The organism is Bradyrhizobium sp. 61 (assembly GCF_023073075.1).
In the GTDB taxonomy this organism is placed as follows: domain Bacteria; phylum Pseudomonadota; class Alphaproteobacteria; order Rhizobiales; family Xanthobacteraceae; genus Bradyrhizobium; species Bradyrhizobium barranii.
In genome coordinates, this window is record NZ_JADPIU010000005.1 from 19372 (window position 1) to 41055 (window position 21684).

Here is a 21684-nt window from a genome sequence, read left to right on the forward strand (position 1 = left end):
CGCATCTTGCGAGCCGCAGCCCTTGCGTCAAGGGCCAAAGAGCCAGCAAGAACGCAGGGCCGCTGGGCTGTTATGCGACGCGATAACAACGCTTTATCGTTTCCCCTTGCATTAATTTATTGGACTTGCGGGCGCATTTACGCGAAGCAAGGAAAAGCGGAACTCAAGGCTGAGCCCGCATTTCCTGAGAAGCCCGATTTCGACAGCCCTTCGACAGCTCATGGCCGCGACGCTTCCCCCGCCCCGCCTTCTGCCCAGTGGCGACAGCGCCGTCACGGTCGAATTCAGCCGCACCATCGATGACGCCGCCAACGAGCGCGTGCTCGCGCTTGACAAGGCGCTCGCAGCAAGCCCCATCGACGGCATCACCGAGACCGTTCCGACCTATCGCTCGCTGCTGGTGAACTACGATCCCGGCAAGATCGGCTTCGACGCGCTCGGCGAAAAGCTGCTTGCGCTCGCCAGCCAGCCGCTGCCGCCGGCCACGAAGGCACGGCGCTGGCGCATTCCCGTCGCTTATGGCGGCGAACACGGTATCGACCTCGAGGATGTCGCCAAGGCGCTGAACACCACGCCCGACGACATCGTCGCCCGTCACGTCGCCGGCGACTACCGCGTCGCCATGATCGGTTTCACCCCGGGCTGGTCCTATCTCAGCGGCCTCGACAAATCGCTGCACATGTCGCGGCGGCAGAGCCCGCGGCTGTTCACGCCCGCCGGCACGATCTCGATCGGCGGCATCCAGGCCGGCATCCAGTGCCTGGCCGCGCCAAGCGGCTGGCACCTGCTCGGCCGCACGCCCGTCAGAACCTATCAACTCCACCGGAATCCGACCTTTCTCACCGAACCCGGTGATCGCGTGACGTTTTTTGCCATCGACCACAAGACCTTCGAGGAACAGGATCGCGCCGCCGAGGCCGGAGAGATCATCGCCGAGCAGGTGGTCGCATGAGCCGGCTCGTGATCGCCAGCATCGGTCCCGCAAGCTCCGTTCAGGACGGCGGCCGCCACGGCGCGCAGCGCTACGGCCTGACGGTCAGCGGGGCGATGGACCGTCTGTCGCTGGCGGCAGCGAACACGCTGGTCGGCAACGAGCCGTTCGCGGCCGTCGTCGAGATCGGCCCCTTCGGCGCCACGTTCACTGCCAAAGACGGCGCCGTGCGCGTCGCGATATCAGGCGCGCCGCGCAATGCGGACGTCGCCGGTAAGCCGGTGGCCATGGACACGTCAGTGACGCTCAAGGACGGCGAGACGCTGACGCTGGGCTTTGCCCGCGGCGGCGCGTTCACTTATCTGGCGATCGAAGGCGGGATCAAAGGCGAACTGGTGTTCGGCAGCCTTGCGGTGAACGCCCGCGCCGGCCTCGGCAGCCCCTACCCGCGCCCGCTGCAGGCCGGCGATGAATTCACAGTTGATGCCGCAAGCGGCGCGCCCGAGCTGCGCATCGAGCTGCCGAAGCCTGCAACAGGTCCGATCCGCGTCCTGCTCGGACCGCAGGACGACGAGTTCGACGACGCCAACAAGGCGCTGTTCCTTGATAGCGAGTGGAAGATCTCGGCGACCTCCGACCGCATGGGCTACCGGCTCGAAGGCCCGGCGATCAAGCATCTGCATGGCCACAACATCGTCTCCGATGGTACCGTCAACGGCAGCATCCAGGTCCCCGGCAACGGCTCGCCGATCGCGCTGATGATGGATCGCGGCACGTCCGGCGGCTATCCGAAGATCGCAACCGTGATCACGGCTGATGTCGGCCGCCTCGCACAGACCTCGGCGGGAACCGCGTTCCGCTTCCTCGAGGTCACCATGGCCGAGGCGCAGGAGGAGGCGCGCAAGTTCGCGCAACTCATCCGCAACCTGCCCGATCGCCTGCGCTCTTCCGACACCGTCGAGCTGAACATCGAGGCGCTCAGCGATGCTAATGTCGCGGGCTATGCGGTGAGCGCCGTGGATGCCGGGACCTGGCAGGTCACGGCGGAGCCGTAAGCCACAAGACGACCAGAGGCGGAGAGCACCCCATGAAGACGATCGATCTCAATTGCGACCTCGGCGAAGGTTTTGGCGCGTGGGAGATGGGCAACGATGCCGCGATGATCGACCTTGCCAGCTCGGTCAACGTCGCTTGCGGCTTCCATGCCGGCGACCCCGACATCATGCGCCGGACGGTCGAGCTCGCGAAGGCGCGCGGCGTCTCGGTCGGCGCCCATCCCGGATACCGCGACCTGCACGGTTTCGGCCGGCATCCGATCGCGGGCCTGAAGGCCTCCGAGATCGAGAACCTCGTCGCCTACCAGATCGGCGCGTTGCAGGCGATCGCGACCGCAGCCGGCCACAAGGTCACGCATGTGAAGGCGCACGGCGCGCTCTCCAACGTCGCCTGCGAGGACGACATGACGGCCAAGGCGATCGCCGCCGGCATTAGGGCGGTCGACCCGAGCCTGATCTTCGTCGTGCTCGCCAATTCGAAGCTGGTGAAGGCCGGCGAAGACGCCAATCTGCCGATGGTGCACGAGGTGTTCGCCGACCGCGCCTATGAGGACGACGGCAACCTCGTCTCGCGCAAGAAGCCCGGCGCGGTGCTGCACGATGCCAAGGCGATTGCCGATCGCGTGGTGCGCATGGTGCAGGACGGCGCGGTGGTGTCGGTGACGGGCAAGGTGATCAAGATGCGCACGGACACGGTGTGCATCCACGGTGACACGCACGGCGCTGTCGAGATCGCGCGCACGCTACGTCAGGCGTTGAATGATGCGGGGATCGAGGTCGCGCCGTTCAAGCGCGGGGCGTAATCAGAACGGGTGCACCGAGAGCGTGCCGAACACGATGGCCGCGATGACCGCGAAGGCGCTGTAGAGCCCAACGTGGTGCATGCTCGCCCCGGTCCGACGCGAGAGCGAGCGCGCGTAGAAGTGCAGCCTGGCTTCCGCCGATAGTTCGCGCATGGTCGATCTCCAACGCCCCATTTGTGGGAGTATGAAGGATCAACCCTGGCGGGAGGCAAGATGGCGGAGAAAATAGCGATGGAGGTTCTCTGAAGGCGCCCCGTCGCAGGCGCAAATTCTCTGCACCCGAGGGTTCCGAGAATCTTATTCGTTAAGATCCGAGCCAGCTGGAACCGGCCCGGATGACGGTGGGATGACAGTCGGGCGGAGGCATTCAGACCCCTCCAAACAAAATTGTCGAAAACAACCCCATGCACAGTAGAAGCGGCCCAGTGGCGCGACGCCCGGCGGTTGCGCCGCCGGGACGATTTGCGCTGATCGGCTCGCGCCTTAGTAGACGTCAGCCTGGAAGCGGCCCGTCTTCTTGAGCTCGGCGACAAAACTGACGGCCTCATCCGTCGAACGTGCCCCGAATTGCGCGACGATGTCGACCAGTGCGCGCTCGACGTCCTTCGCCATGCGCTTGGCATCGCCGCAGATGTAGAGATGCGCGCCTTCGGCGAGCCAGGTCCACACCTCGCGGCCGACCTCGCGCATGCGGTCCTGCACATAGAACTTCTTCTCGCCGTCGCGCGACCAGGCCAGCGACATGCGCGTCAGCAGCCCCGAGGTCTTCATCGCATTGAGCTCTTCCTGGTAGAAGAAATCGCAATCGCTGCGCTGATGGCCGAAGAACAACCAGTTCTTGCCGGGCGCGCCGGTCGCCTTGCGGTCGAGCAGGAAGGCGCGGAACGGCGCGATGCCGGTGCCGGGGCCGATCATGATGACAGGCGTCTTCGGATCCTGCGGCAGGCCGAAACCGTGTGCCTTCTGCACATAGACCTTGAGCTTTTCGCCTTCGGCGATGCGTTCGCCGAGGAAGGTCGAGGCCACGCCGATCCGCTTGCGCTTGCCGATGACGTAACGCACGGAGTCCACCGTCAGCGACAGCTTTCCGGGCGTCGCATTGTGCGAGGACGAGATCGAATACAGCCGCGGCTGGAGCGGCTCCAGCGCCTCGACGAAGGCCTCCGGATGCGGCCGCGTGCCCGAAAACTTCTGGAGCGCCGCCATGACGTCGAGCGTGGCGGCGTCGCCATCGGGATCCTCGCCCTGCGCCAGCGCCCGCGCCTTCTCGCGCTGCGCGCCGCCGGTGATGAAGGAGATCAGCTCGAACAGCGTGTCGGGCGCCGGCGACAGCGAGACGTCGTCGATCAGCACCTCGCGCAGCGTCTTGCCGTTGACCTTGGTGGTGTGGGAGGCGCCCAGCAGCGCGATGATCTGATCGACGAGGCCGACCTCATTGCGTGCGAACACGCCAAAACTATCGCCAACGACATAGTCGAGCTTGCTCTCGGCGAGATCGAACTCGACGTGATAGGTCTCTTTCTCCGACTTCCCCTTGTTGAGCAGGCGCCGCGACAGGAATGTCGCCGCGATCGGATTGTCGCGCGAGCGGCCGGGCTCGGCGATCGTCACCGTCACGGCCGGCGCCGCCACCGCATCCACCTTGTCGGCCGCCTTGGCCGCCGGCGCCTTGTCCAGCTCCTCGTACAGCGACTTCAGCATCCGCGCGGTTTCCTTGCCGCCGGGGACGCAGAGATTGAGCCGTGCTTCGCTGCGGGTGGCGATCGCCTCCGAATAGTCGTGGCAATTGTAGCCGCACTGGCCGCAATCCTGCTGCGCCATCGCGGCCATCATCTTGCGGCGCACGGGACGGCCTTCGGCGAGCTTCATCCGGTCCGCGATCGGCATGGTCTGGTCGTGCCATGGCGCTTCACCGTCGTCGCCGTCACCGGCTTGCATGACGGCGGCGCCCTGCTCGGCCGACAACGGCGTGGCCACATCAGGCGACAGCAGTCCGGCAAAGAAGCCGTTGAGCCATGAGCGCTGCGCGTCGGAGAACGGGGCGCTGGCGGGAATGATGTCGAGTTTCGGCGGAGGGGTGATCTGGTTCATGCGGACACCTGTGCATCGGCAAGCTTGCGCAGCGTTTCGCCATCATGGCGGCGCGCAAAGGACAGGAAGGTCTCGTCGGGCGACGAGCGGTGGGCGATATAGGCCTTGAGCAGTCCCTCGACCGTCTTCGGCGCGTCTTCGGCCTTGAGGTCGTGATAGACCTCCTGCCCGACATCCGCATCGGGACCGAACCCGCCGCCGGTGAAGAGGTGATAGCCGTCCACCGTGTCTTCGTCGTTGATCGGCACGCGCGCTCCGATCAGGCCGATGTCGCTGATGTAATGCTGCGCGCAGGAATGATGGCAGCCGGTGACGTGGATGTTGACCGGCTTGTCCATGGCGACGCGCGGCTCGCACCAGTCGCCGATCTCGGCGGCATTGCGCTTGGTATTGGAAGCCGCGAAACGGCAGCCGGCACTGCCGGTGCAGGCGATCAGGCCGGCGCGGATGTGCGAGGCCTCGACCGCGAGCCCGATCTGCTTGATCGCCGCAATGGCGAGCTCGACATTCTCGTCGCGCACGCCCGATATCAGCAGGTTCTGCCAGACGGTCAGGCGGATCTCGCCGTCGCCGAGGTCCTGCGCCACTTTGGCCAAACCGCGCATCTGATCGCAGCTGATCTTGCCGAGCGTCAGCGAGATGCCGATCCAGTTCAAGCCGTCCTGCTTCTGCTTGTGCACGCCGATATGCGCCATGCGGTCCGCGGCCGGCCGCGGCGCAAACGCCTCTTCCGGCACGCGCGTGAACGGCGTCTTCAGCCGCTCCTCGACGAGTTTAAGGAAACCGTCATGGCCCATGGCATCGAGCACGTATTTCAAACGCGCCTTGTTGCGGTTGGTGCGGTCACCGTGATCGATGAACACGCGCACGATGGCGTCGGCGACGGCGGTGGCCTCCTCCGGCTTGACGATGATGCCGGAGTACTTTGCGAAATCCTTGTGTCCGGTGATGCCGCCGAGACCAAGGCGGAACCAAATTCCGGGCTCGACGCCAAAACCGTCCTTCACCTCGAACGCGGTGAAGGCGATGTCGTTGGTTTCCTCCAGCACCGCGATCCTGCCGGCGCCGTCGAAGGCGACGTTGAACTTGCGCGGCAGGCCGTAGAGCGAGCGGTCGTTGAGGATGTGGTAGTGCCACTCACGCGCATAGGGGCGCGTATCGATCAGCTCCTGCGGATCGATGCCGGCGGTCGGCGTTCCCGTCACGTTGCGGATGTTGTCGGCGCCGGAGCCGCGCGAGCACAGGCCGAGGTCCTGGATGCCCTCGATCAGCCTGATCGCATTCTTCGGCGGGATCTCGCGGAGCTGGAGATTGGCGCGCGTCGTGACGTGGCTGTACGGGCCGCAGAGATCGTCGGAGAGATCGGCAAGGCCGGACAGCTGCCAGTGCTTCATGATGCCGTTCGGGATGCGCAGCCGGCACATGTAGGAGTCCTGCGTCGGCGCGACGTAGAAGATGCCGTAGTAGCGCCAGCGGAAATTGTCCGCAGGGCTCGGCGGCGTGTTGTCGAGCGCCTGCTGCCGCAGTCGCGGATAGGCATCGAACGGATGCTCGTCGCGCTTGAACTTCTCCTGGTCGGCGAGCTTCTTGCCGGCTGCGATGACCTTGTCCTGCGCCTTGATGTGGACGGCGTCGGGGCCCGTGGGCTCGGCATTGGCCTTGCCGGCGCTGCCGCCGAGACCGCGACCGACCCGGCTGATCTGCAAACCGGTCGTGAAGCCTTCGAGATAGCGTTTCTGCTCGTCGGAGAAGTCGACTGAGAGCGTATCGATTTTCATGGTCGGTAACGAAGCTCCTGCGGCCACCGGGTGGCATCGACGGAAAATTGCGCGACCCGCGAGGAACTCGGCTGGCTCAAGAAGCCGGCTGCGCACCCAACGGTCCGGTCAGCTTCGTTGCTGCGGGACTTGGCTCAGCAGGCGTCTGTGACAAGCTGGCCGCACTGCAACATACAAGTTGCGTGCCAGCTTCGATGAAATGAAAATTGCTTTGATTTCAGATGGATACAGACGAGCCCGGAAAATCGCGGTCCGGAACTCTCATGAAATTCGAGCAGGCAGCCCAAAATTTAGCCGACAATCTCGTCCGCCCAAAAATAATGCAGGACCGAATCAGGCCTTCCAGCGTCCGACCTCGAAGGCCTCCAGATGCCCCCGGATGTTGCCGGGATCGAAAGCCGGGCCGGCAAATGCCCCGAACGCCGCGGGGGCTTCAGCGGGCGATTGCTGACCGAGGGCTGCGTCGTAGAGATCGGGCCTGAACACGGCCATCGCGGTCTTGACGCCGTCCGGCGTCAGTGCGGTCTGCCCCCAGCGCACCATCTGCGCATAGAGCCAGGCCGCCTGAACCGGATCGGGGCGCCCTGCCCCTTCGCGTCCGACCAGGAGATAGCGATCGCTCTCGCGGAGGGTGCCGTCGGGAGAAATCTTCAGGCGCCCGGTGAGGGTTCGCTGGATGACTTCGGCATCGACGCCGATCCGTTCCGGCTGCGCCAGGATCCGCGCCGCCTCAGACAGGTTCGCGGGGTTCTCGATGAACTCGGCGCCCTTCACGGCCGCGCGCACCAGCGCTGCCACCACATCCGGATGCTTGTCGGCCCAGACCTGGCGAACCGCCAGCACCTTCTCAGCCGCGCGCACGAGAATGTCGGAGACGAAATGCAGGATGTGGCCGATGCCGAGATCGACCGCGACCGAATTCCAGGGCGCGCCGACGCAGAACGCATCGACATGGCCATTGGCGAGGCTATCGACCATGTAGGGCGGCGGCAGTACCACGAGGCGCACATCCTCATCCGGATCGACGCCGGCCGCCGCCATCCAGAACCGGAGCTGGTAATTGTGGGTCGAGAACGGGAAGGTCATGCCGAAGGTCAGCGGATCGGCACCTAGCTTGCGACGCTTCGCGACGACCTTCGCCAGCGCTTTCGCCGTGACAAGCGGATCGAAGCGGTCACCGTCGATCTCCTCCATCAGCGCGGCATGGAGCGCCGGCGAGACCGTGATCGCGTTGCCGTTGATACCGAGGTTGAAGGGCGCCGCGATCGGCACCTTGACGTGGCCGAGCCCGAGCGAGGACGCGATCGCCACCGGCGCCAGCAGATGCGCGGCGTCGAACAGGCCGATATTGAGCTTGTCACGCACGTTGGACCAGGAGACCTCGCGCACCAGTTCGACCTCGAGCCCTTCGGCGGCGGCAAAGCCCTTGTCGACGGCCACGATCAGGGCGGCGGCATCGACCAGCGGGATGAACCCGATGCGGAGGGGACCGGTCATTTCAGCATCTCCGACGCGGTGATGATCGACTGCGCGATCTCGCCGATTTTCTTCTTCTCGCGCATCGCCGTGGAGCGCAGCAGCACGTAGGCCTCGTCCTCGGTGAGGCCCTTGACCTTCATCAAAATTCCCTTGGCCTTCTCGATGATCTTGCGGTCCTCGAGCTGCGACTTGGTGCGCTCCAGCTCCTCCTGGAGTTTTGCGAAGGCGTTGAAGCGGGACACGCAGAGGTCGAGGATCGGCTTGATGCGCTCCTTCTTCAACCCGTCGACGATGTAGGCGGATACTCCCGCCTCCACGGACGCCTGGATCGAGGCTGAATCGCTCTGGTCCACGAACATCGCGATCGGCCGCTTCACCGCGCGGCTGACCTGGAACATCGCCTCAAGCACGTCGCGGCTGGGGTTTTCCAGATCGATCAGGATGATGTCGGGATCCACCGCATAAATACGGGCGAGCAGGCTCTGCATCTCGCGGATATGGACGACCTGCGTGAATCCGGCCTCCCGCAACCCTTCCTCGAGGATCGCAGCCCGGATCGGGCTTTCGTCGACAATCACGATTTTAGGCGACTGTTCGGCGCTCATAGCTCACTCACCACCCGGCGATTCATCCATAGCATGCCGGAGGGCGATGCAAAGGGTTGTAATTATGGGCAATTGGGACTAGCTCAGGCCTGTCAATCAGGCAGATTTGGATATGGATCAGACGGCTGCGCCCAAGGTCAGCTTCGTGTCACTCGGGTGTCCCAAGGCATTGGTGGATTCCGAGCGCATCATCACGCGCCTGCGCGCCGAGGGCTACGAGCTCGCCCGCAAGCATGACGGCGCGGACATCGTCATCGTCAATACGTGCGGCTTCCTCGACAGCGCCAAGCAGGAATCGCTCTCTGCGATTGGCGAGGCCATGGCCGAGAACGGCAAGGTGATCGTGACCGGTTGCATGGGCGCGGAACCCGAGCAAATCGAACAAGCCTATCCCGGCGTGCTCTCCATCACCGGCCCGCAGCAATATGAGAGCGTGCTGGACGCCGTGCACCGCGCGCTGCCGCCCGCCCACAATCCGCATCTCGATTTGGTGCCGCCGCAGGGCATCAAGCTGACGCCGCGCCACTACGCTTACTTGAAGATCTCCGAGGGCTGCAACAACCGCTGCACCTTCTGCATCATCCCGAAGCTGCGCGGCGATCTCGTCTCGCGTCCGGCCAATGACGTGCTGCGCGAGGCCGAACGCCTCGTCGGTGCCGGCGTCAAGGAGCTGCTGGTGATCTCGCAGGACACCTCGGCCTACGGCGTCGATCTCAAATACGCCGAGAGCCCGTGGAAGGATCGCCAGGTCCGCGCCAAATTCCTCGACCTCGCGCGCGAGCTCGGCGAACTCGGTGCCTGGGTCCGGCTGCAATATGTCTACCCATACCCGCATGTCGACGAGGTCATCGCGCTGATGAACGAGGGCAAGGTGCTGCCCTATCTCGACATCCCCTTCCAGCATGCGAGCCCCGAGGTGCTGAAGGCGATGAAGCGCCCTGCAGCGCAGGACAAGACGCTGGCGCGGATCAAGCGCTGGCGCGAGGAATGTCCCGATCTCGCTTTGCGTTCGACCTTCATCGTCGGCTTCCCCGGCGAGACCGATGCCGATTTCGCCTATCTGCTCGACTGGCTGGATGAGGCCGAGATCGATCGCCTCGGCTGCTTCAAATACGAGCCGGTTGCCGGTGCGACGTCGAATGCGATCGAGAACCCCGTGCCCGAAGAGATCAAGCAGGAGCGCTACAACGCGCTGATGGCCCGCCAGCAGAAGATCTCCGCGCGCCGGCTGAAGCGCAAGGTCGGCACGCGCCAGCAGATCATCATCGACGAGGTCGGCCCGACGGTTTCAAAAGGCCGCTCCAAGGCCGACGCGCCGGAGATTGACGGCGCGGTTTATCTCTCCAGCCGCCGCCCGTTGCGCGTCGGCGAGATCGTCACCGCGAAGATCGAGCGTGCCGACCAATACGACCTGCACGGCAGCGTCGCGGGGTTCTGACGGCGCCAACGATCGCGTCACCTCTCTTGCGGGTTGCTGCAACCGGATATGAAGAAGGTCGACATGCCCGGGCTTGTCCCGGGCATTCACGTTCTTCGTGCCACTGGGCAATGCGTGGATGGCCGGGACAAGCCCGGCCATGACGCTGTGGAAGCCTCTGTGCCTCAAGCTTGCAGGGAGCAGACCGCCGCTGGGCTACAGCTCCGTCAAACCAGCCATTTCGGCACCCAGCGCTCCGGGCGTCGGGCGCGGGCGAGATCGGCCTGGGCTTCGGTCAGCTTGGCGGGCTCGCCGTCGATGGTCGGGCGCACATCGTATTCGAAGTTCGTCATGTCGCTTCTCCCGATGCCTGCCGTCCGTCATGCGCGGAAAACACCTCCTTGGCTGCGAACAGCCCGTTCACCGCCGCCGGGAAGCCCGCATAGACGGCCATCTGCATGATGATCTCCACGATCTCGTCGCGAGACAGCCCGACGTTCAGACCCGCCTCGATATGCACTTTGAGCTGAGGCGCGGCATTTCCGAGCGCCGTCAGCGCGGCGATCGTCGCGATCTCTCGATCGCGCAGGCCGAGGTCCGGGCGGCTGTAAATGTCGCCGAAGGGAAACTCGATCACGTATCGTGCGAAATCCGGAGCGATGTCGGCGAGTGAGGCGACGACCTTTTCGCCGGCTCTGCCGTCAATGCGTGACAGGGCCCGCTGGCCGCGATCGAAGCGGCTTTCGGCTTGTGTTTGGGCGTGCGTCATTTTCCTTCGTCCTCTGTTCGTCGCCGGCATAGCCGGCGATCTTGGTATCAAGGACGAGCAGGCATTCCTGGAGTTCGGCAATCTGCGTGCGAACCTGTTCCCGGTGGATTTCCAGCATCTGCCGCCGGGCTGGCCCGGTGGCATCGCCTTCATCACGAAGCGCCGCATAACGCAACATGTCCCGGATCGGCATTCCCGTGGTCTTGAGCCGACCGAGGAATGCGATCCATGTGAGGATCGATGCGTCAAAGTAACGCTGGCCGGAACGATCCCGGTCTGCGTATGGCAGCAGCCCGACGCGCTCATAATAACGCAACGTGTGAGTCGACAAGCCGGTTCGTTTTGCGAGATCGCCGATCTTCATGTGTGCCCGTTCTCGTACTGACGCACGTACAGATACCCCTTCGAGCGCACTCTAAGTCAAGGGGGATCGCAAGGGGATCGAAGGTGCCGTTCCCGCGAGGTCAAGTTGGCACGACAGCAGAAGATTTCGGCGCGCCGGCTGGGCGGCAGCATCGCGGGATTCCGAGCTTCAGGATGCCGCCAGCCATTTCGGCACCCACCGCTCCGGGCGCGGGGCGCGCGCGAGATCGGCCTTTGCTTCGGAGAGCTGCGCCGGCTCGCCGCCGATGATCGGCCGCACATCGTATTCGAAGTTCGGCATGACGCGGCCGTCAACATAGAGGCCGAATTTCATCGCGTGCCACAGCCCGAGCTCGGGCTGTGCCTTGCGCATCTCCTCGCGCAGATCGCGCAGCAGCGATTCGATCGAGGCGGCCTCCTCGAACGGCTGCGGGCCGAGGGTCAGGACGCGGGCCTCGTACTGCTTGCCGACGATCGCGACCTCGAAGCGGGTCTTGTCCCAGGGCTTCTTGCCCTTGGGCAGATGCGCGGCGAGCCGCCAGCCGAGCTCGGCCATCAAGCGATGATTGGCCCAATAGTCTTCGCGATCCCGGCTCCATTTTTCCACGAAGCCGCGAAAGTCGGGAAGCTCCGCGGCGCCGTCGTCACATGCCGCCTTGTCGCCGATCGGCTGCCCGGCAAGCCATTTCGCGAGCTCGTCGGTCTGGCACTCGACCTCGTCATGCGGCTTGAGATCGCTCCAGGCCTTGTCAAATTGCTGCGACGTCAGCTTCGCCAGCAAGCCGTCGAGGCTCGGCGCGAGCAGCTCGTAATCGCCCTCGGAGCCCAGCCCCACGATCGGCGGATTGTCGCGATCAAGACCCGCGCCATACCAGCCGCCGACGGCCGAGCCATCCGGCAGCCGCATGAACAGTGAAAACCTGTCGCGCAAGGGACTGCCGTCGAAGATCGGCGCCTGATCGGAGAACTGGCCTTGCAGGGAGAAACGGCCGACGCTGCCCCACGGGCGCCCGTTCAGCCAATCGGCAAAGTCGACCAGCAGGGATGGCGCCTCGATGCCCGGCGGAAACGCGCCGCGAATGCTGTCGAGGTCGATTGGATAAGGCGTATCGGACAAGGTCTTCAAACTATCTGGTTGGTCCCGCCTTCTTGGTCTGATCCGTGATGCATTCGGTTCGAACCAAGTCGCGTCCTTCGATCACAAACGCGCTAGAGGCGCAATGGTTTCGATGTGGAAAACAATGAAACACACTGAAACGTCAAGGATTCTCTTCAAGCTGTCTGCGATCGGCATCGCAATGGCCGTGTTCGCCCTGTCCGCCCCCGCCACCGCGCGATCGCCGTCAGCCGCGCAGGCACGCCAATGGTGCTATGGCGACGACGACGGGGGAAACGAGGATCAGCGCATCGCCGGCTGCTCGGCCGTGCTCAAGGCCGATCCCTCGAATGTGCGGGCGTTGGCCAATCGCGGCGAGATGTTTCGGCGAAAAGGCGACACGGAGCGTGCCCTCGCGGACTTCAACCGCGCCATCGATCTCGATCCGAAAGACGCCGACCTCTGGTACAATCGCGGCATCGCCCATGACGATCTCGGCGACACCGACCACGCCATTGCCGACTACACGCGCGCCATTCGGCTGAATTCCCGCGACGCGCTCTACTACAACAACCGCGGCAATTCCCACATCCACAAGAACGACTACGAGCATGCGATGGCCGACTACGATCAGGCCATCAAGCTCGACCCTAAATTTGCGCTGGCCTATTTCAATCGCGGCACTGCCTATCGCAACCATGGCGACGACGCTCGCGCACTGGCGGATTTCGATCTCTCGATCAAGCTCGCCCCGAATTACGGCCCGGCCTACGGCAACCGCGCACGCGTCTTCCGCGACCGCGGCGACCGTGCGCGTGCGCTGGCCGACTTCGCAAAATCGCTTCAGCTCAGTCCGAACAACGATCGCGATCTCTTTGCGCGCGCGAACATGTATTTCGACACCCACGACTATGCGCAGGCGCTGGAGGATTATGATCGCTCGATCAAGGCCAATGCGAGCTATCCGGGCGTGTTCAATTCGCGTTGCATGACGCGTGCGATCCTTGGCCGCCTGCAGGAGGCGCTGGCCGATTGCGAGCAGTCGCTGCGGATGGCTCCCAACGAACCCTATACGCTGGACAGCCGCGCCCTCACGCATCTGAAGCTCGGCAATCTCGACGCGGCGATTGCGGATTACGACGCGGCGCTGAGCGCAAAGCCTGAGCTCGACGGCTCCCTCTACGGCCGTGGACTGGCGAAGCGAAAGAAGGGCGACAGCGAAGGCGCTGAGCAAGACATCGCGGCCGCCAAGGCAATCAACGCCGGCATCGCGGACAGTTTTGCGCGCTACGGCGTTCAGTGACGTGCTCCGATCTCACCGATGCACGCCGGACGGGTGTTATTCAAAACGCCTGCTTGACAAGCCCTGCCCTTCGGCTGTAGGGACCCGCCCCATGATCAACGCTCGGACCCATCAGCGCACCGAAATGCTCCGCCGTCGCTTCCGCGACGACGAGAGGGTGCGCCATGTCCGACGACGCCGCTGAACCACTGAATTCAGCCGAGTTTTCGAGAAAGGCCGCACCCGCAAGGTGCGGCCTTTCTGCTTTTTGCGCCCCTTTTTCCACCCAGTCCCCACAGGAGTTCGACATGACCACGCATCCGTATGACGCGCTGATGGACATCACCGCACGGCCCAAGGCCGTGTTCGTCCGCGGCGCCGGCTCCTACCTCTGGGACGACAGCCGCAAGCGCTATCTCGATTTCGTGCAGGGCTGGGCCGTGAATTGCCTCGGTCACTCCTCGCCCGCAATCGCCGATGCGCTTTCCGCGCAGGCCAAGCGGCTGCTGACACCGAGCCCGGCGTTCTACAACGAGCCGAGCCTGAAACTTGCCGAGCGGCTTGTCGCAAACAGCGCGTTCGACCAGGTGTTCTTTGCCAACTCGGGTGCGGAAGCCAATGAGGGCGCGATCAAGCTCGCACGCAAATACGGCAGCCTGCACAGGAACGGCGCGTTCGAGATCATCAGCTTCGCAGGCGGCTTCCACGGCCGGACGCTGGCGACGATGTCGGCCTCGGGCAAGAAGGCGTTCGAGCCGCTGTTCGAGCCGAAGGTCGCCGGCTTCAAGAAGGCGAAGCTGAACGACATCGCCTCGGTCGAAGAGCTGATCAACGACAACACCGTCGCGGTGATGCTGGAGCCAATCCAGGGTGAATCCGGCGTGTGGCCCGCGACCGATCAGTTCCTGAAGGAACTGCGCGCGCTCACCGACGCGCACGGCCTGCTGCTCATTTTTGACGAGATCCAGACCGGCATGGGCCGGACCGGAAAACTCTTCCACTACGAGCACACAGGCATCGCGCCCGACATCATGACGCTCGGCAAAGGCATCGGCGGTGGCGTGCCGCTCGCGGCCCTGCTCGCGACCGAACGCGCCTCCTGCTTCGAGCACGGCGATCAGGGCGGTACGTTCAACGGCAACCCGATCATGTGCGCGGCGGGGCTCGCGGTGCTGGAAGAGATCAGCAAGCCCGACTTCCTGAAGACGGTCACCGAGACCGGCCTGCTGCTCGAAAGCGAGTTGCAGAAGGTCTCGGCCCGGCACGGCCTCGGCGGCGTGCGGGGACGTGGCCTCCTGCTCGCGCTCGACCTCAAGCTGCCGATCGCGCCAGGCATCGTCGCGCAGGCGTTCGAGGCCGGCGTGCTCCTGAACGCGCCGCAGCTCGACACGCTGCGCTTCATGCCGGCGCTGAACGTCACGCGGGCCGAGATCGCCGAGATGATCGATTGCCTCGACGGGATTTTGACCAGGGCCGGTGCGGCACGGCGCGTGGCGTAAACGCCCTCGCCGTCATGGCCGGGCTTGTCCCGGCCATCCACGCCTTGAGGCGCGGCACAAAGAACGTGGATGCCCGGGACAAGCCCGGGCATGACGACTTTGATGGAGCAACTTGCTACGGCTTCAGGATCGACGCGCCGGTGGTCTTGCGGCTTTCGAGATCGATATGCGCCTTGGCGGCGTCCTTGAGCGCGTAGGCGTGGTTGATCGGCACGTGCAGCTTGCCGTTGATGACGGCGGCGAACAGCGTATCGGCGCCTTCCAGCAGCTCCTTGCGCGTGCCGACGTAGTCGTTCAGCTTCGGCCGCGTCGCAAACAGCGAGCCGTGATTGTTGAGCTCGGCGATCGAGAACGGCGGCACGGGCCCCGAGGCATTGCCGAACGAGACGAACATGCCGCGCGGCTTCAGGCAGGACAGCGAGCCCGGGAAGGTCGCCTTGCCGACGCCGTCATAGACGACGTCGCAGCCCTCGTTGCGGCTGATCTGCTTCACGCGCGCGACGAAATCCTCTTCGTTGTAGAGGATGACGTGGTCGCAGCCATTGGCCTCCGCAAGCTCCGCCTTCTCGCGCGAGCCGACCGTGCCGATGACGTGCGCGCCGAGCGCCCTCGCCCATTGGCAGGCGAGCAAGCCGATGCCGCCGGCCGCGGCATGGATCAGCACGCGATGATGCGGCTCGACCTTGAAGGTCTTGTGCAGGAGATACCAGACCGTCAGCCCCTTCAGCATCAGCACGGCCCCCTGCTCGTGCGTGATGTGGTCGGGCAGCTTGACCAGCTTCTCCCAGGGGATGTTGCGCTCGCCGGTATAGGCACCGAGATTGTGGTAGTAGGCCACGCGGTCGCCGGGATGAAAATGCGTCACGCCGGGCCCGACGGCGATGACCTCGCCCGACGCCTCGTTGCCGGCGATGAAGGGCAGCCCCGGCGCCTTGTAGAGGCCGGTGCGATAATAGACGTCGATGAAGTTCAACCCGACCGCATGCTGGCGGATGCGCACCTCGCCGGAAGCCGGCGCCGGGACATCGACGCTCTCATAGACCAGGGCTTCGGGGCCTCCGACCTTGTGCACACGGACGGCTTTGGTCATCACCTGACCTCCTCTCGGTCTTCTCGCCGCTGAGCGAAAGACATCGCGCCCGCCTTGTCAACTCGACCCAGATTGGAACGGCTAAACGGACGACTTGCGGACTTTCCTGCGGTTGCGCTTCGCCAGCACATTGAAGAATTCCACCGCCGCCGAGAACGCAATTGCGAAGTAGATGTAGCCGCGCGGAATGTGGAATTGGAATCCGTCCGCGACCAGCGCGACGCCGATCAGCACCAGGAACGCCAGCGCCAGCATCTTGGTGGTCGGATGCTCGGCGACGAAGCGCGACACCGGCCCCGACGAAATGTACATGATCAGGCAGGCGATCACGACCGCCGCGATCATGATCTCGATGTCCTGCGCCATGCCGATCGCGGTGATGATCGAGTCCAGCGAGAACACGATGTCGATGACGATGATCTGGACGATCACCCAGAAGAACGCGCTGCCGCCGGACTCCCGGTCACCCCCGCCGTCATCGGCTTCGACCTCGGCGTGGATCTCGTGCGTCGCCTTGGCGATCAGGAACAGGCCGCCGCCGATCAGGATGAGATCGCGCCAGGAGAACCCGTAACCCGAAAACGAAAACACCGGCGCGGTCAGGCCGATCAGCCAGACCAGCAAGCTGAGCAGGATGATGCGGAAGATCAGCGCCAGCGCGAGCCCGATCTGGCGGGCGCGGTGGGCCTGCTTCTCGGGGATGCGTGACACGATCACCGACAGGAAGATGACGTTGTCGATGCCGAGCACAATCTCGAGCGCGGTCAAGGTGAGCAGCGCGGCCCAGGCTTCAGGACTAGTGAGGAGGTGCATCATGCGAAGGATCTTGCCAGGCGGATCAAGGCGTCGCTGAAGCTGATCCAGAGCGCGATGGCGCAGAGCACGATGGTCACGCCGGTGCCGACGCGAAAATCCATCTCCAGCACGTAGAGGCCGAGCACGGCCCAGATCGCGATCAGCGACATCGTCAGCCAGCGCAGCCGAACCACCCGCACCGGATGCAGCACGTGGAACGGCACGAAGGTCAGCACGACAAGCGCCGCGACCAGCAGCGTCGACCACAGCGGCGGCCAGTGCAGCAGGAACAGGTAGAACGCCGCCGCATTCCACAGCGCCGGAAAGCCGCGAAAATGATTGTCGTCCGCCTTCATGCGCAGATCGGCGAAATATAGTGCGCTGGTGACGATGATGGCGATGCCGAGCAGCGGCGCGGCCACCGGCAGCAACAGCCCGCTCGCCACGATCGCATAGGCCGGCACGAACACATAGGTGACGAAGTCGACCACGAGATCGAGCACGTCTCCCGACCAGTTCGGCTGCACATCCTTGACCTTCAGCAGGCGGGCGATCGGCCCGTCGATCGCATCGATGATCAGGGCGACGCCCAGCCACTGAAACATCGCCGCCCAATGCTCGCGCACGGCCTCCAGCATCGCCAGCAGCGCGATGGCTGCGCCGAATGCGGTGAAGATGTGCACCGAAAAAGCCGCGGCGCGGATCGCCGGTCTCGGCTTCAGGGAATCCTCTTGGGTATCCATGGCTTCTGCTATCAGAATGAGACCGGTTTGCACATCCGCCATTGCGGCGCTCGGTCGCACAATTCGCCACAAAATCAAGGAAATATAGCCGGGCTTGAATTTGCCGCGCAGCATGTCAATTGTCGTTCCATGACAGATGCATCGACACTCCATGACGCGGCCGTGATCGGCGGCGGACCGGCGGGACTGGCGGCCGCCATCGCACTGGCGCAGGCCGGCGCGCGGACCGCGCTGGTGGCGCGGCGCATGCCCTACGCCGACAACCGCACCACCGCCCTGCTCGGCGCCTCCGTCGATCTCCTGGAGAGCCTCGACGTCTGGCCACGCTGCAAGGGCAAGGCGGCCGCGCTCGAAATCATGCGCCTCGTCGACGACACCGGCCGGCTGTTCCGGGCGCCGGAGGTCCGGTTCTCCTGCCACGAAATCGCGCTCGACGCCTTCGGCTACAATATCGACAATCGCTCGCTGATGCTGGCGATGGAAGACCGCGCGGCCGAGTTGCCCAACCTCGTCCGTTGCGATGACGAGGCCGAAAGCGTCGTCATCGAAGCCGACGACGTCGCGGTCCGCACGGCGTCCGGTCAATTCCTCTCGGCCCGGCTCGTGGTCGGCGCCGACGGCCGGCACTCGCTGTGTCGGGAAGCCGTCGGCATCGCGGTGACGCGGCGCGACCTGACGCAGACCGCGCTGACCTTCAACGTCGGCCACGCGCGCCCGCATCGCAACGTCTCGACCGAGTTCCACACGCCGCATGGCCCTTGTGTGTTCGTGCCCCTGCCCGGCGACCGCTCCAGCATCGTCTGGGTCTCGGCCCCCGCCGAGGCCGAGCGGCTTCGCGGCTTGAGCGACGCGGAGCTGTCCGCCGCGATCGAGAAGCAGTCGCATTCCATTTTGGGACGCATGACGGTCGAGCCGGGCCGCAACCTATTCCCGCTGGCGATCGAACGTCCAACATCCTTCGGGCGCGACCGCATCGCGCTGGTCGGCGAAGCCGCCCATGTGGTCCCGCCGATCGGCGCCCAGGGCCTCAACCTTGGTCTGCGCGATGCCGCTGACATCGCCAGGCTCGCGGGCGAAGCGATCGCTGCGGGCCAGGATCCCGGCGCGCCCGACGTGCTCAAGCGCTACGACCGGGCGCGGCGTCCGGATATCTTGAGCCGCACGTTCGCGATCGACATCGCCAACCGTTCCCTGCTCAACGATTTCCTGCCGCTCCAGCCGGTCCGCGCGGTCGGCATGCACCTGCTCGGCGCCATCGGCCCGCTGCGGCGCTTCGCCATGCGCGAGGGCCTGACCCCGACGTGGCGGCGGTAGGCTCGCTTACGGAAACGCCAGCCGGCCGGTCTGGATCGCCCACATCACGCTGGTCAGCGTGACCACGGACGCGAAGGTCCCGAGCAGCACCGCGACAGAGGCGGATTCGATCCAGGCGTCGTTCTGCCGGGCGATCACGAACACATTGAGCGCCGGCGGCAGCGAGGCCATCAGTACGGCGGTCGCGGCCCAGGGCTGCGCGAACGGTCCGAACGCCAGCATCAGGCCGAACACGGCGAGCGGGTGGATCAAGAGCTTCACCGCGATCACGCCCGGCACCTCCCACGGCACCCGGTTGAACGGGCGGAGCGCCACGGTCACGCCGAGCACGAACAGCGCGGTCGGTGCGGCTGCGTTCTGAAGGAACGTGATGGTGCGATCGAGTGCGACCGGCAGCTCGATATGAAGCGCCGCCACGGCCGCGCCAAAGCAGGCCGACATGATCAGCGGGTTGAGCACGATCTGCTTCAGCACGACGCCGAAGGCATGGACCAGCGAGGGATGGTCGCGGTCGGAGAGCTCGATCAGCAGCGGCACGATCGTGAACAGGAAGATGCTGTCGCAGCAGAAGATCAGCGCGGTCGGCGCCGAGGCCTTCGGTCCAAGCACGGCGAGCGCCAGCCCCGGCCCCATATAGCCGATATTGCCATAGCCGCCGGAGAGGCCCGCAAGCGTCGCCTCGCGCAGCGCCAGCCGTCCCAGAACCTTGCCGACCACCAGCGCCAGGGTGAACGCCGCAACCGTGGCCAGCGTGGTCGCGACCAGGAACGGCGGGTTGTTCAATTCCGCAAACGGCGTCTTCGACATGATCGCGAACAGCAGCGCCGGCAGCGACACGTAGAGCAGGAAGAAGTTCATCCAGGCGAGGCCTGATTCCGGCAGCGACTTGGCCTTGCCGCACGCGAATCCAACAAAGATCAAGCCGAAATAAGGTAGCGCCAGATTGAGGATATCGATCATTGATGAAGTGTTTTCTGAAGATTTGGGGGCTATCCACCCCTTAGTCGAAGGTCAATTCCAGGTCAGGGCACTAGCATCGGCCACAATCCTGGTCTATCGACGGGGAATGATTAAAGCGAGGACCGCCAAATTCCAGATCGGACAGGTCGTTCGCCACCGGATCTTCTCGTTCCGGGGGGTGATTTTCGACATCGATCCGGAATTCAACAACACCGAGGAGTGGTGGCTGTCGATTCCCGAAGAGGTGCGGCCTCACAAGGACCAGCCGTTCTACCACCTGCTCGCGGAGAACGCGGAGTCGGAATACGTCGCCTATGTCTCCGAGCAGAATCTGGTGCCTGACGATTCCGGCGAGCCGATCCGCCATTCCCAGGTCGCCGAGATTTTCATCAAGGACAAGACCGGCGGCTATCGCCCGCGCAATCCGTCGCTGAACTGAGCCAGCGCGCCTGAAGTGAGTTTTGCCGCCATCAAGCGGCCAGCAAAAAAGGCGCTCGAACCGAGCGCCTTTTTCATATCCGGGATTTTAGCCCGCTTACTTCTGACCGGCCGGAGCCGCGCCGGGCGCGCCACCGTTCTGCTCGAGCTTCTTGCGCTGCTCGTCGGCCTTCTTCTGAAGCTCTTCCTGAAGCTTCTTCTGGGTTTCCTCGAACACCTTCGGATCGGTCGGCGGACCGTCATAGGCCTTCTGGAATTCGCCGGCGAGCGGCAGCGGCAGCGTCAAGGGCGCACCGTTCGCATTGATCGCCTGGACAACGAGGTTCTGGCCCTTCTTCATGTTGCCGATGAGCTCGGGCGTGGCCTCGTAGTCGGACATGCAGCCATTCTGGAAGCAGATCACGTAGGGGCTCTGCAACGGCGCATTGTTGTCCACGATGATGCGGGTGCCGTGCACGAGCTGCATGCCGAGCGGCAGCGTCACGCGCAGGATCTTCTTGGGTTCGCCTTCCGGCTCGATGATCACGGCCGCGATGACCGGCTGGCCCGACTCGATGCGGCCGTCCTTGCCGGTGAAGCAGACCTGCTTGGCGTTGGCGTCCTGGCCCTTGAGGCAGAACTTGGTCCAGGGGGCGTAGATCAGCTGGATCTGCTGATCGGCCGGCTGGGCCGCGGCGCCCTGCTGCGCCGGAGCGCCCTGCGCGGGAGCCGGCTGGGCGGGAGCCTGGGCAGCCGGTGCCGGAGCCTTGGGGGCAGCCTTCGGAGCGGCTTTCGGCGCCGCCTTGGGCGCGGCAGGCGCGCCGGGGGCCGGCGCCGGGGTCTGGGCCTCGGCGGCAAACGGGACGACCAACGCCGTCGCCGTCAACAAGGCGAGAAGTCGCCCGCGCGGCCGGACGGACGCGGCCAAGTAACGGAAATTCATTGCGGAAAACCCTTTCTGAACGGGAAGTGCCCGGACCGCTCCGAAGCGACGAACCTGGCCGCGTTGGGCGCGGCTCTCTCCCCGTCAATTGAGGCGGATAAGTGACGGGCTCGACGCTCTTGCGCGATTGCGTGCCTTCTTAACGTGGTCGACGAAAAGATCAATGCCGACAAGCGTCTTTGACCACGCCTTGAACCGCTCCCTGGCCTGCGATCCGTGAAATTCCTTGTGATAGGATTCAGGCCCGCAGGTCC

Annotated in this window: 23 protein-coding genes; 8 read left to right on the forward strand and 15 right to left on the reverse strand. The window is 64.7% G+C overall.

Annotated elements, in window-relative coordinates:
• Positions 1-220: 220 nt before the first annotated feature.
• The 3 genes from pxpB to IVB46_RS01400 are packed head-to-tail and all read left to right on the forward strand — an operon-like array spanning position 221 to position 2789.
• Positions 221-952 (forward strand): 5-oxoprolinase subunit PxpB, encoded by a 732-nt coding sequence (gene pxpB / locus IVB46_RS01390; RefSeq protein WP_247309956.1) that lies wholly within the window; start codon positions 221-223, stop codon positions 950-952.
• Complete coding sequence (locus tag IVB46_RS01395) at positions 949-1986, forward strand: biotin-dependent carboxyltransferase family protein (RefSeq protein ID WP_247309958.1); 1038 nt, start codon at positions 949-951, stop codon at positions 1984-1986. Before pxpB ends, IVB46_RS01395 begins: the two co-directional genes overlap by 4 nt.
• A 32-nt stretch (positions 1987-2018) precedes the next feature.
• Complete coding sequence (locus tag IVB46_RS01400; protein ID WP_247309960.1) at positions 2019-2789, forward strand: 5-oxoprolinase subunit PxpA; 771 nt, start codon at positions 2019-2021, stop codon at positions 2787-2789.
• On the opposite strand, the gene IVB46_RS01405 is transcribed toward IVB46_RS01400, so the two are convergent.
• The 5 genes from IVB46_RS01405 to IVB46_RS01425 form a co-directional block, all read right to left on the reverse strand.
• A complete protein-coding gene (locus IVB46_RS01405; RefSeq protein WP_014495196.1) occupies positions 2790-2942 on the reverse strand; it encodes a hypothetical protein in 153 nt (50 codons plus the stop codon).
• Between the two features lie 330 nt (positions 2943-3272).
• Positions 3273-4880 carry a sulfite reductase subunit alpha gene (locus IVB46_RS01410; RefSeq protein ID WP_247309962.1) on the reverse strand — a complete coding sequence of 536 codons (1608 nt, stop codon included), beginning with the start codon at positions 4878-4880 and terminating at the stop codon, positions 3273-3275.
• Positions 4877-6658 carry a NirA family protein gene (locus IVB46_RS01415; RefSeq protein WP_247309964.1) on the reverse strand — a complete coding sequence of 594 codons (1782 nt, stop codon included), beginning with the start codon at positions 6656-6658 and terminating at the stop codon, positions 4877-4879. The genes IVB46_RS01410 and IVB46_RS01415 overlap by 4 nt, the downstream gene beginning before the upstream one ends.
• Before the next feature lie 333 nt (positions 6659-6991).
• On the reverse strand, positions 6992-8155 hold the full coding sequence (locus IVB46_RS01420) for a CmpA/NrtA family ABC transporter substrate-binding protein (protein WP_247309966.1): 1164 nt from the start codon (positions 8153-8155) through the stop codon (positions 6992-6994).
• Positions 8152-8742, reverse strand: coding sequence for an ANTAR domain-containing protein (locus IVB46_RS01425; protein WP_027559205.1), 591 nt, complete (start codon positions 8740-8742; stop codon positions 8152-8154). The genes IVB46_RS01420 and IVB46_RS01425 overlap by 4 nt, the downstream gene beginning before the upstream one ends.
• A gap of 112 nt (positions 8743-8854) precedes the next feature.
• Here IVB46_RS01425 and rimO point away from each other — a divergent pair, with 112 nt between their 5' ends.
• Entirely contained in the window at positions 8855-10180 is a 1326-nt protein-coding gene (rimO, locus tag IVB46_RS01430; protein WP_063983228.1) for a 30S ribosomal protein S12 methylthiotransferase RimO, read from the forward strand.
• Between the two features lie 206 nt (positions 10181-10386).
• Here the strand turns inward: rimO and IVB46_RS44800 are convergent, their stop codons facing one another.
• The 4 genes from IVB46_RS44800 to IVB46_RS01445 form a co-directional block, all read right to left on the reverse strand.
• Positions 10387-10512, reverse strand: coding sequence for a hypothetical protein (locus IVB46_RS44800; protein WP_256376405.1), 126 nt, complete (start codon positions 10510-10512; stop codon positions 10387-10389).
• Entirely contained in the window at positions 10509-10928 is a 420-nt protein-coding gene (locus IVB46_RS01435) for a carboxymuconolactone decarboxylase family protein (protein WP_014495189.1), read from the reverse strand. Before IVB46_RS01435 ends, IVB46_RS44800 begins: the two co-directional genes overlap by 4 nt.
• A complete protein-coding gene (locus tag IVB46_RS01440; RefSeq protein WP_247309968.1) occupies positions 10861-11292 on the reverse strand; it encodes a MerR family transcriptional regulator in 432 nt (143 codons plus the stop codon). Before IVB46_RS01440 ends, IVB46_RS01435 begins: the two co-directional genes overlap by 68 nt.
• A gap of 168 nt (positions 11293-11460) precedes the next feature.
• Positions 11461-12408, reverse strand: coding sequence for a hypothetical protein (locus IVB46_RS01445; protein WP_247457617.1), 948 nt, complete (start codon positions 12406-12408; stop codon positions 11461-11463).
• 124 nt (positions 12409-12532) lie between these two features.
• Here IVB46_RS01445 and IVB46_RS01450 point away from each other — a divergent pair, with 124 nt between their 5' ends.
• Entirely contained in the window at positions 12533-13690 is a 1158-nt protein-coding gene (locus IVB46_RS01450) for a tetratricopeptide repeat protein (protein ID WP_247309971.1), read from the forward strand.
• 40 nt (positions 13691-13730) lie between these two features.
• Here the strand turns inward: IVB46_RS01450 and IVB46_RS01455 are convergent, their stop codons facing one another.
• Entirely contained in the window at positions 13731-13979 is a 249-nt protein-coding gene (locus IVB46_RS01455) for a hypothetical protein (RefSeq protein ID WP_247309973.1), read from the reverse strand.
• On the opposite strand from IVB46_RS01455, the gene IVB46_RS01460 reads away from it, so the two are divergent.
• Complete coding sequence (locus IVB46_RS01460; RefSeq protein ID WP_247309975.1) at positions 13978-15168, forward strand: acetylornithine transaminase; 1191 nt, start codon at positions 13978-13980, stop codon at positions 15166-15168. The genes IVB46_RS01455 and IVB46_RS01460 overlap by 2 nt on opposite strands.
• Before the next feature lie 115 nt (positions 15169-15283).
• Here IVB46_RS01460 and IVB46_RS01465 read toward each other — a convergent pair whose 3' ends face one another.
• The 3 genes from IVB46_RS01465 to pcsA all read right to left on the reverse strand — a co-directional run bounded on the left by IVB46_RS01465 (position 15284) and on the right by pcsA (position 17838).
• A complete protein-coding gene (locus tag IVB46_RS01465; RefSeq protein WP_014495182.1) occupies positions 15284-16258 on the reverse strand; it encodes a quinone oxidoreductase in 975 nt (324 codons plus the stop codon).
• 81 nt (positions 16259-16339) lie between these two features.
• Complete coding sequence (locus IVB46_RS01470; RefSeq protein WP_071913788.1) at positions 16340-17074, reverse strand: TerC family protein; 735 nt, start codon at positions 17072-17074, stop codon at positions 16340-16342.
• Positions 17071-17838, reverse strand: a complete 768-nt coding sequence (pcsA, locus tag IVB46_RS01475; RefSeq protein WP_247309977.1) for a phosphatidylcholine synthase — start codon at positions 17836-17838, stop codon at positions 17071-17073. The genes IVB46_RS01470 and pcsA overlap by 4 nt, the downstream gene beginning before the upstream one ends.
• Before the next feature lie 87 nt (positions 17839-17925).
• Here pcsA and IVB46_RS01480 point away from each other — a divergent pair, with 87 nt between their 5' ends.
• A complete protein-coding gene (locus IVB46_RS01480) occupies positions 17926-19110 on the forward strand; it encodes a UbiH/UbiF family hydroxylase (protein ID WP_247309979.1) in 1185 nt (394 codons plus the stop codon).
• Between the two features lie 6 nt (positions 19111-19116).
• Here IVB46_RS01480 and IVB46_RS01485 read toward each other — a convergent pair whose 3' ends face one another.
• Complete coding sequence (locus tag IVB46_RS01485; RefSeq protein ID WP_247309981.1) at positions 19117-20070, reverse strand: AEC family transporter; 954 nt, start codon at positions 20068-20070, stop codon at positions 19117-19119.
• A gap of 106 nt (positions 20071-20176) precedes the next feature.
• Here IVB46_RS01485 and hspQ point away from each other — a divergent pair, with 106 nt between their 5' ends.
• Positions 20177-20509, forward strand: coding sequence for a heat shock protein HspQ (gene hspQ / locus IVB46_RS01490; RefSeq protein ID WP_014495177.1), 333 nt, complete (start codon positions 20177-20179; stop codon positions 20507-20509).
• A 96-nt stretch (positions 20510-20605) separates the two neighbouring features.
• On the opposite strand, the gene IVB46_RS01495 is transcribed toward hspQ, so the two are convergent.
• Entirely contained in the window at positions 20606-21430 is an 825-nt protein-coding gene (locus IVB46_RS01495) for an invasion associated locus B family protein (RefSeq protein ID WP_071913782.1), read from the reverse strand.
• Positions 21431-21684 lie beyond the last annotated feature (254 nt).

Coding starts and splice junctions, on each gene's coding strand:
- pxpB (WP_247309956.1), top strand. CDS start 221: ATGGCCGCGACGCTTCCCCCGCCCCGCCTTCTGCCCAGTGGCGACAGC.
- IVB46_RS01395 (WP_247309958.1), top strand. CDS start 949: ATGAGCCGGCTCGTGATCGCCAGCATCGGTCCCGCAAGCTCCGTTCAG.
- IVB46_RS01400 (WP_247309960.1), top strand. CDS start 2,019: ATGAAGACGATCGATCTCAATTGCGACCTCGGCGAAGGTTTTGGCGCG.
- IVB46_RS01405 (WP_014495196.1), bottom strand. CDS start 2,942: ATGCGCGAACTATCGGCGGAAGCCAGGCTGCACTTCTACGCGCGCTCG.
- IVB46_RS01410 (WP_247309962.1), bottom strand. CDS start 4,880: ATGAACCAGATCACCCCTCCGCCGAAACTCGACATCATTCCCGCCAGC.
- IVB46_RS01415 (WP_247309964.1), bottom strand. CDS start 6,658: ATGAAAATCGATACGCTCTCAGTCGACTTCTCCGACGAGCAGAAACGC.
- IVB46_RS01420 (WP_247309966.1), bottom strand. CDS start 8,155: ATGACCGGTCCCCTCCGCATCGGGTTCATCCCGCTGGTCGATGCCGCC.
- IVB46_RS01425 (WP_027559205.1), bottom strand. CDS start 8,742: ATGAGCGCCGAACAGTCGCCTAAAATCGTGATTGTCGACGAAAGCCCG.
- rimO (WP_063983228.1), top strand. CDS start 8,855: ATGGATCAGACGGCTGCGCCCAAGGTCAGCTTCGTGTCACTCGGGTGT.
- IVB46_RS44800 (WP_256376405.1), bottom strand. CDS start 10,512: ATGACGAACTTCGAATACGATGTGCGCCCGACCATCGACGGCGAGCCC.
- IVB46_RS01435 (WP_014495189.1), bottom strand. CDS start 10,928: ATGACGCACGCCCAAACACAAGCCGAAAGCCGCTTCGATCGCGGCCAG.
- IVB46_RS01440 (WP_247309968.1), bottom strand. CDS start 11,292: ATGAAGATCGGCGATCTCGCAAAACGAACCGGCTTGTCGACTCACACG.
- IVB46_RS01450 (WP_247309971.1), top strand. CDS start 12,533: ATGAAACACACTGAAACGTCAAGGATTCTCTTCAAGCTGTCTGCGATC.
- IVB46_RS01460 (WP_247309975.1), top strand. CDS start 13,978: ATGACCACGCATCCGTATGACGCGCTGATGGACATCACCGCACGGCCC.
- IVB46_RS01455 (WP_247309973.1), bottom strand. CDS start 13,979: ATGTCGAACTCCTGTGGGGACTGGGTGGAAAAAGGGGCGCAAAAAGCA.
- IVB46_RS01465 (WP_014495182.1), bottom strand. CDS start 16,258: ATGACCAAAGCCGTCCGTGTGCACAAGGTCGGAGGCCCCGAAGCCCTG.
- IVB46_RS01470 (WP_071913788.1), bottom strand. CDS start 17,074: ATGATGCACCTCCTCACTAGTCCTGAAGCCTGGGCCGCGCTGCTCACC.
- pcsA (WP_247309977.1), bottom strand. CDS start 17,838: ATGGCGGATGTGCAAACCGGTCTCATTCTGATAGCAGAAGCCATGGAT.
- IVB46_RS01480 (WP_247309979.1), top strand. CDS start 17,926: ATGACAGATGCATCGACACTCCATGACGCGGCCGTGATCGGCGGCGGA.
- IVB46_RS01485 (WP_247309981.1), bottom strand. CDS start 20,070: ATGATCGATATCCTCAATCTGGCGCTACCTTATTTCGGCTTGATCTTT.
- hspQ (WP_014495177.1), top strand. CDS start 20,177: ATGATTAAAGCGAGGACCGCCAAATTCCAGATCGGACAGGTCGTTCGC.
- IVB46_RS01495 (WP_071913782.1), bottom strand. CDS start 21,430: ATGAATTTCCGTTACTTGGCCGCGTCCGTCCGGCCGCGCGGGCGACTT.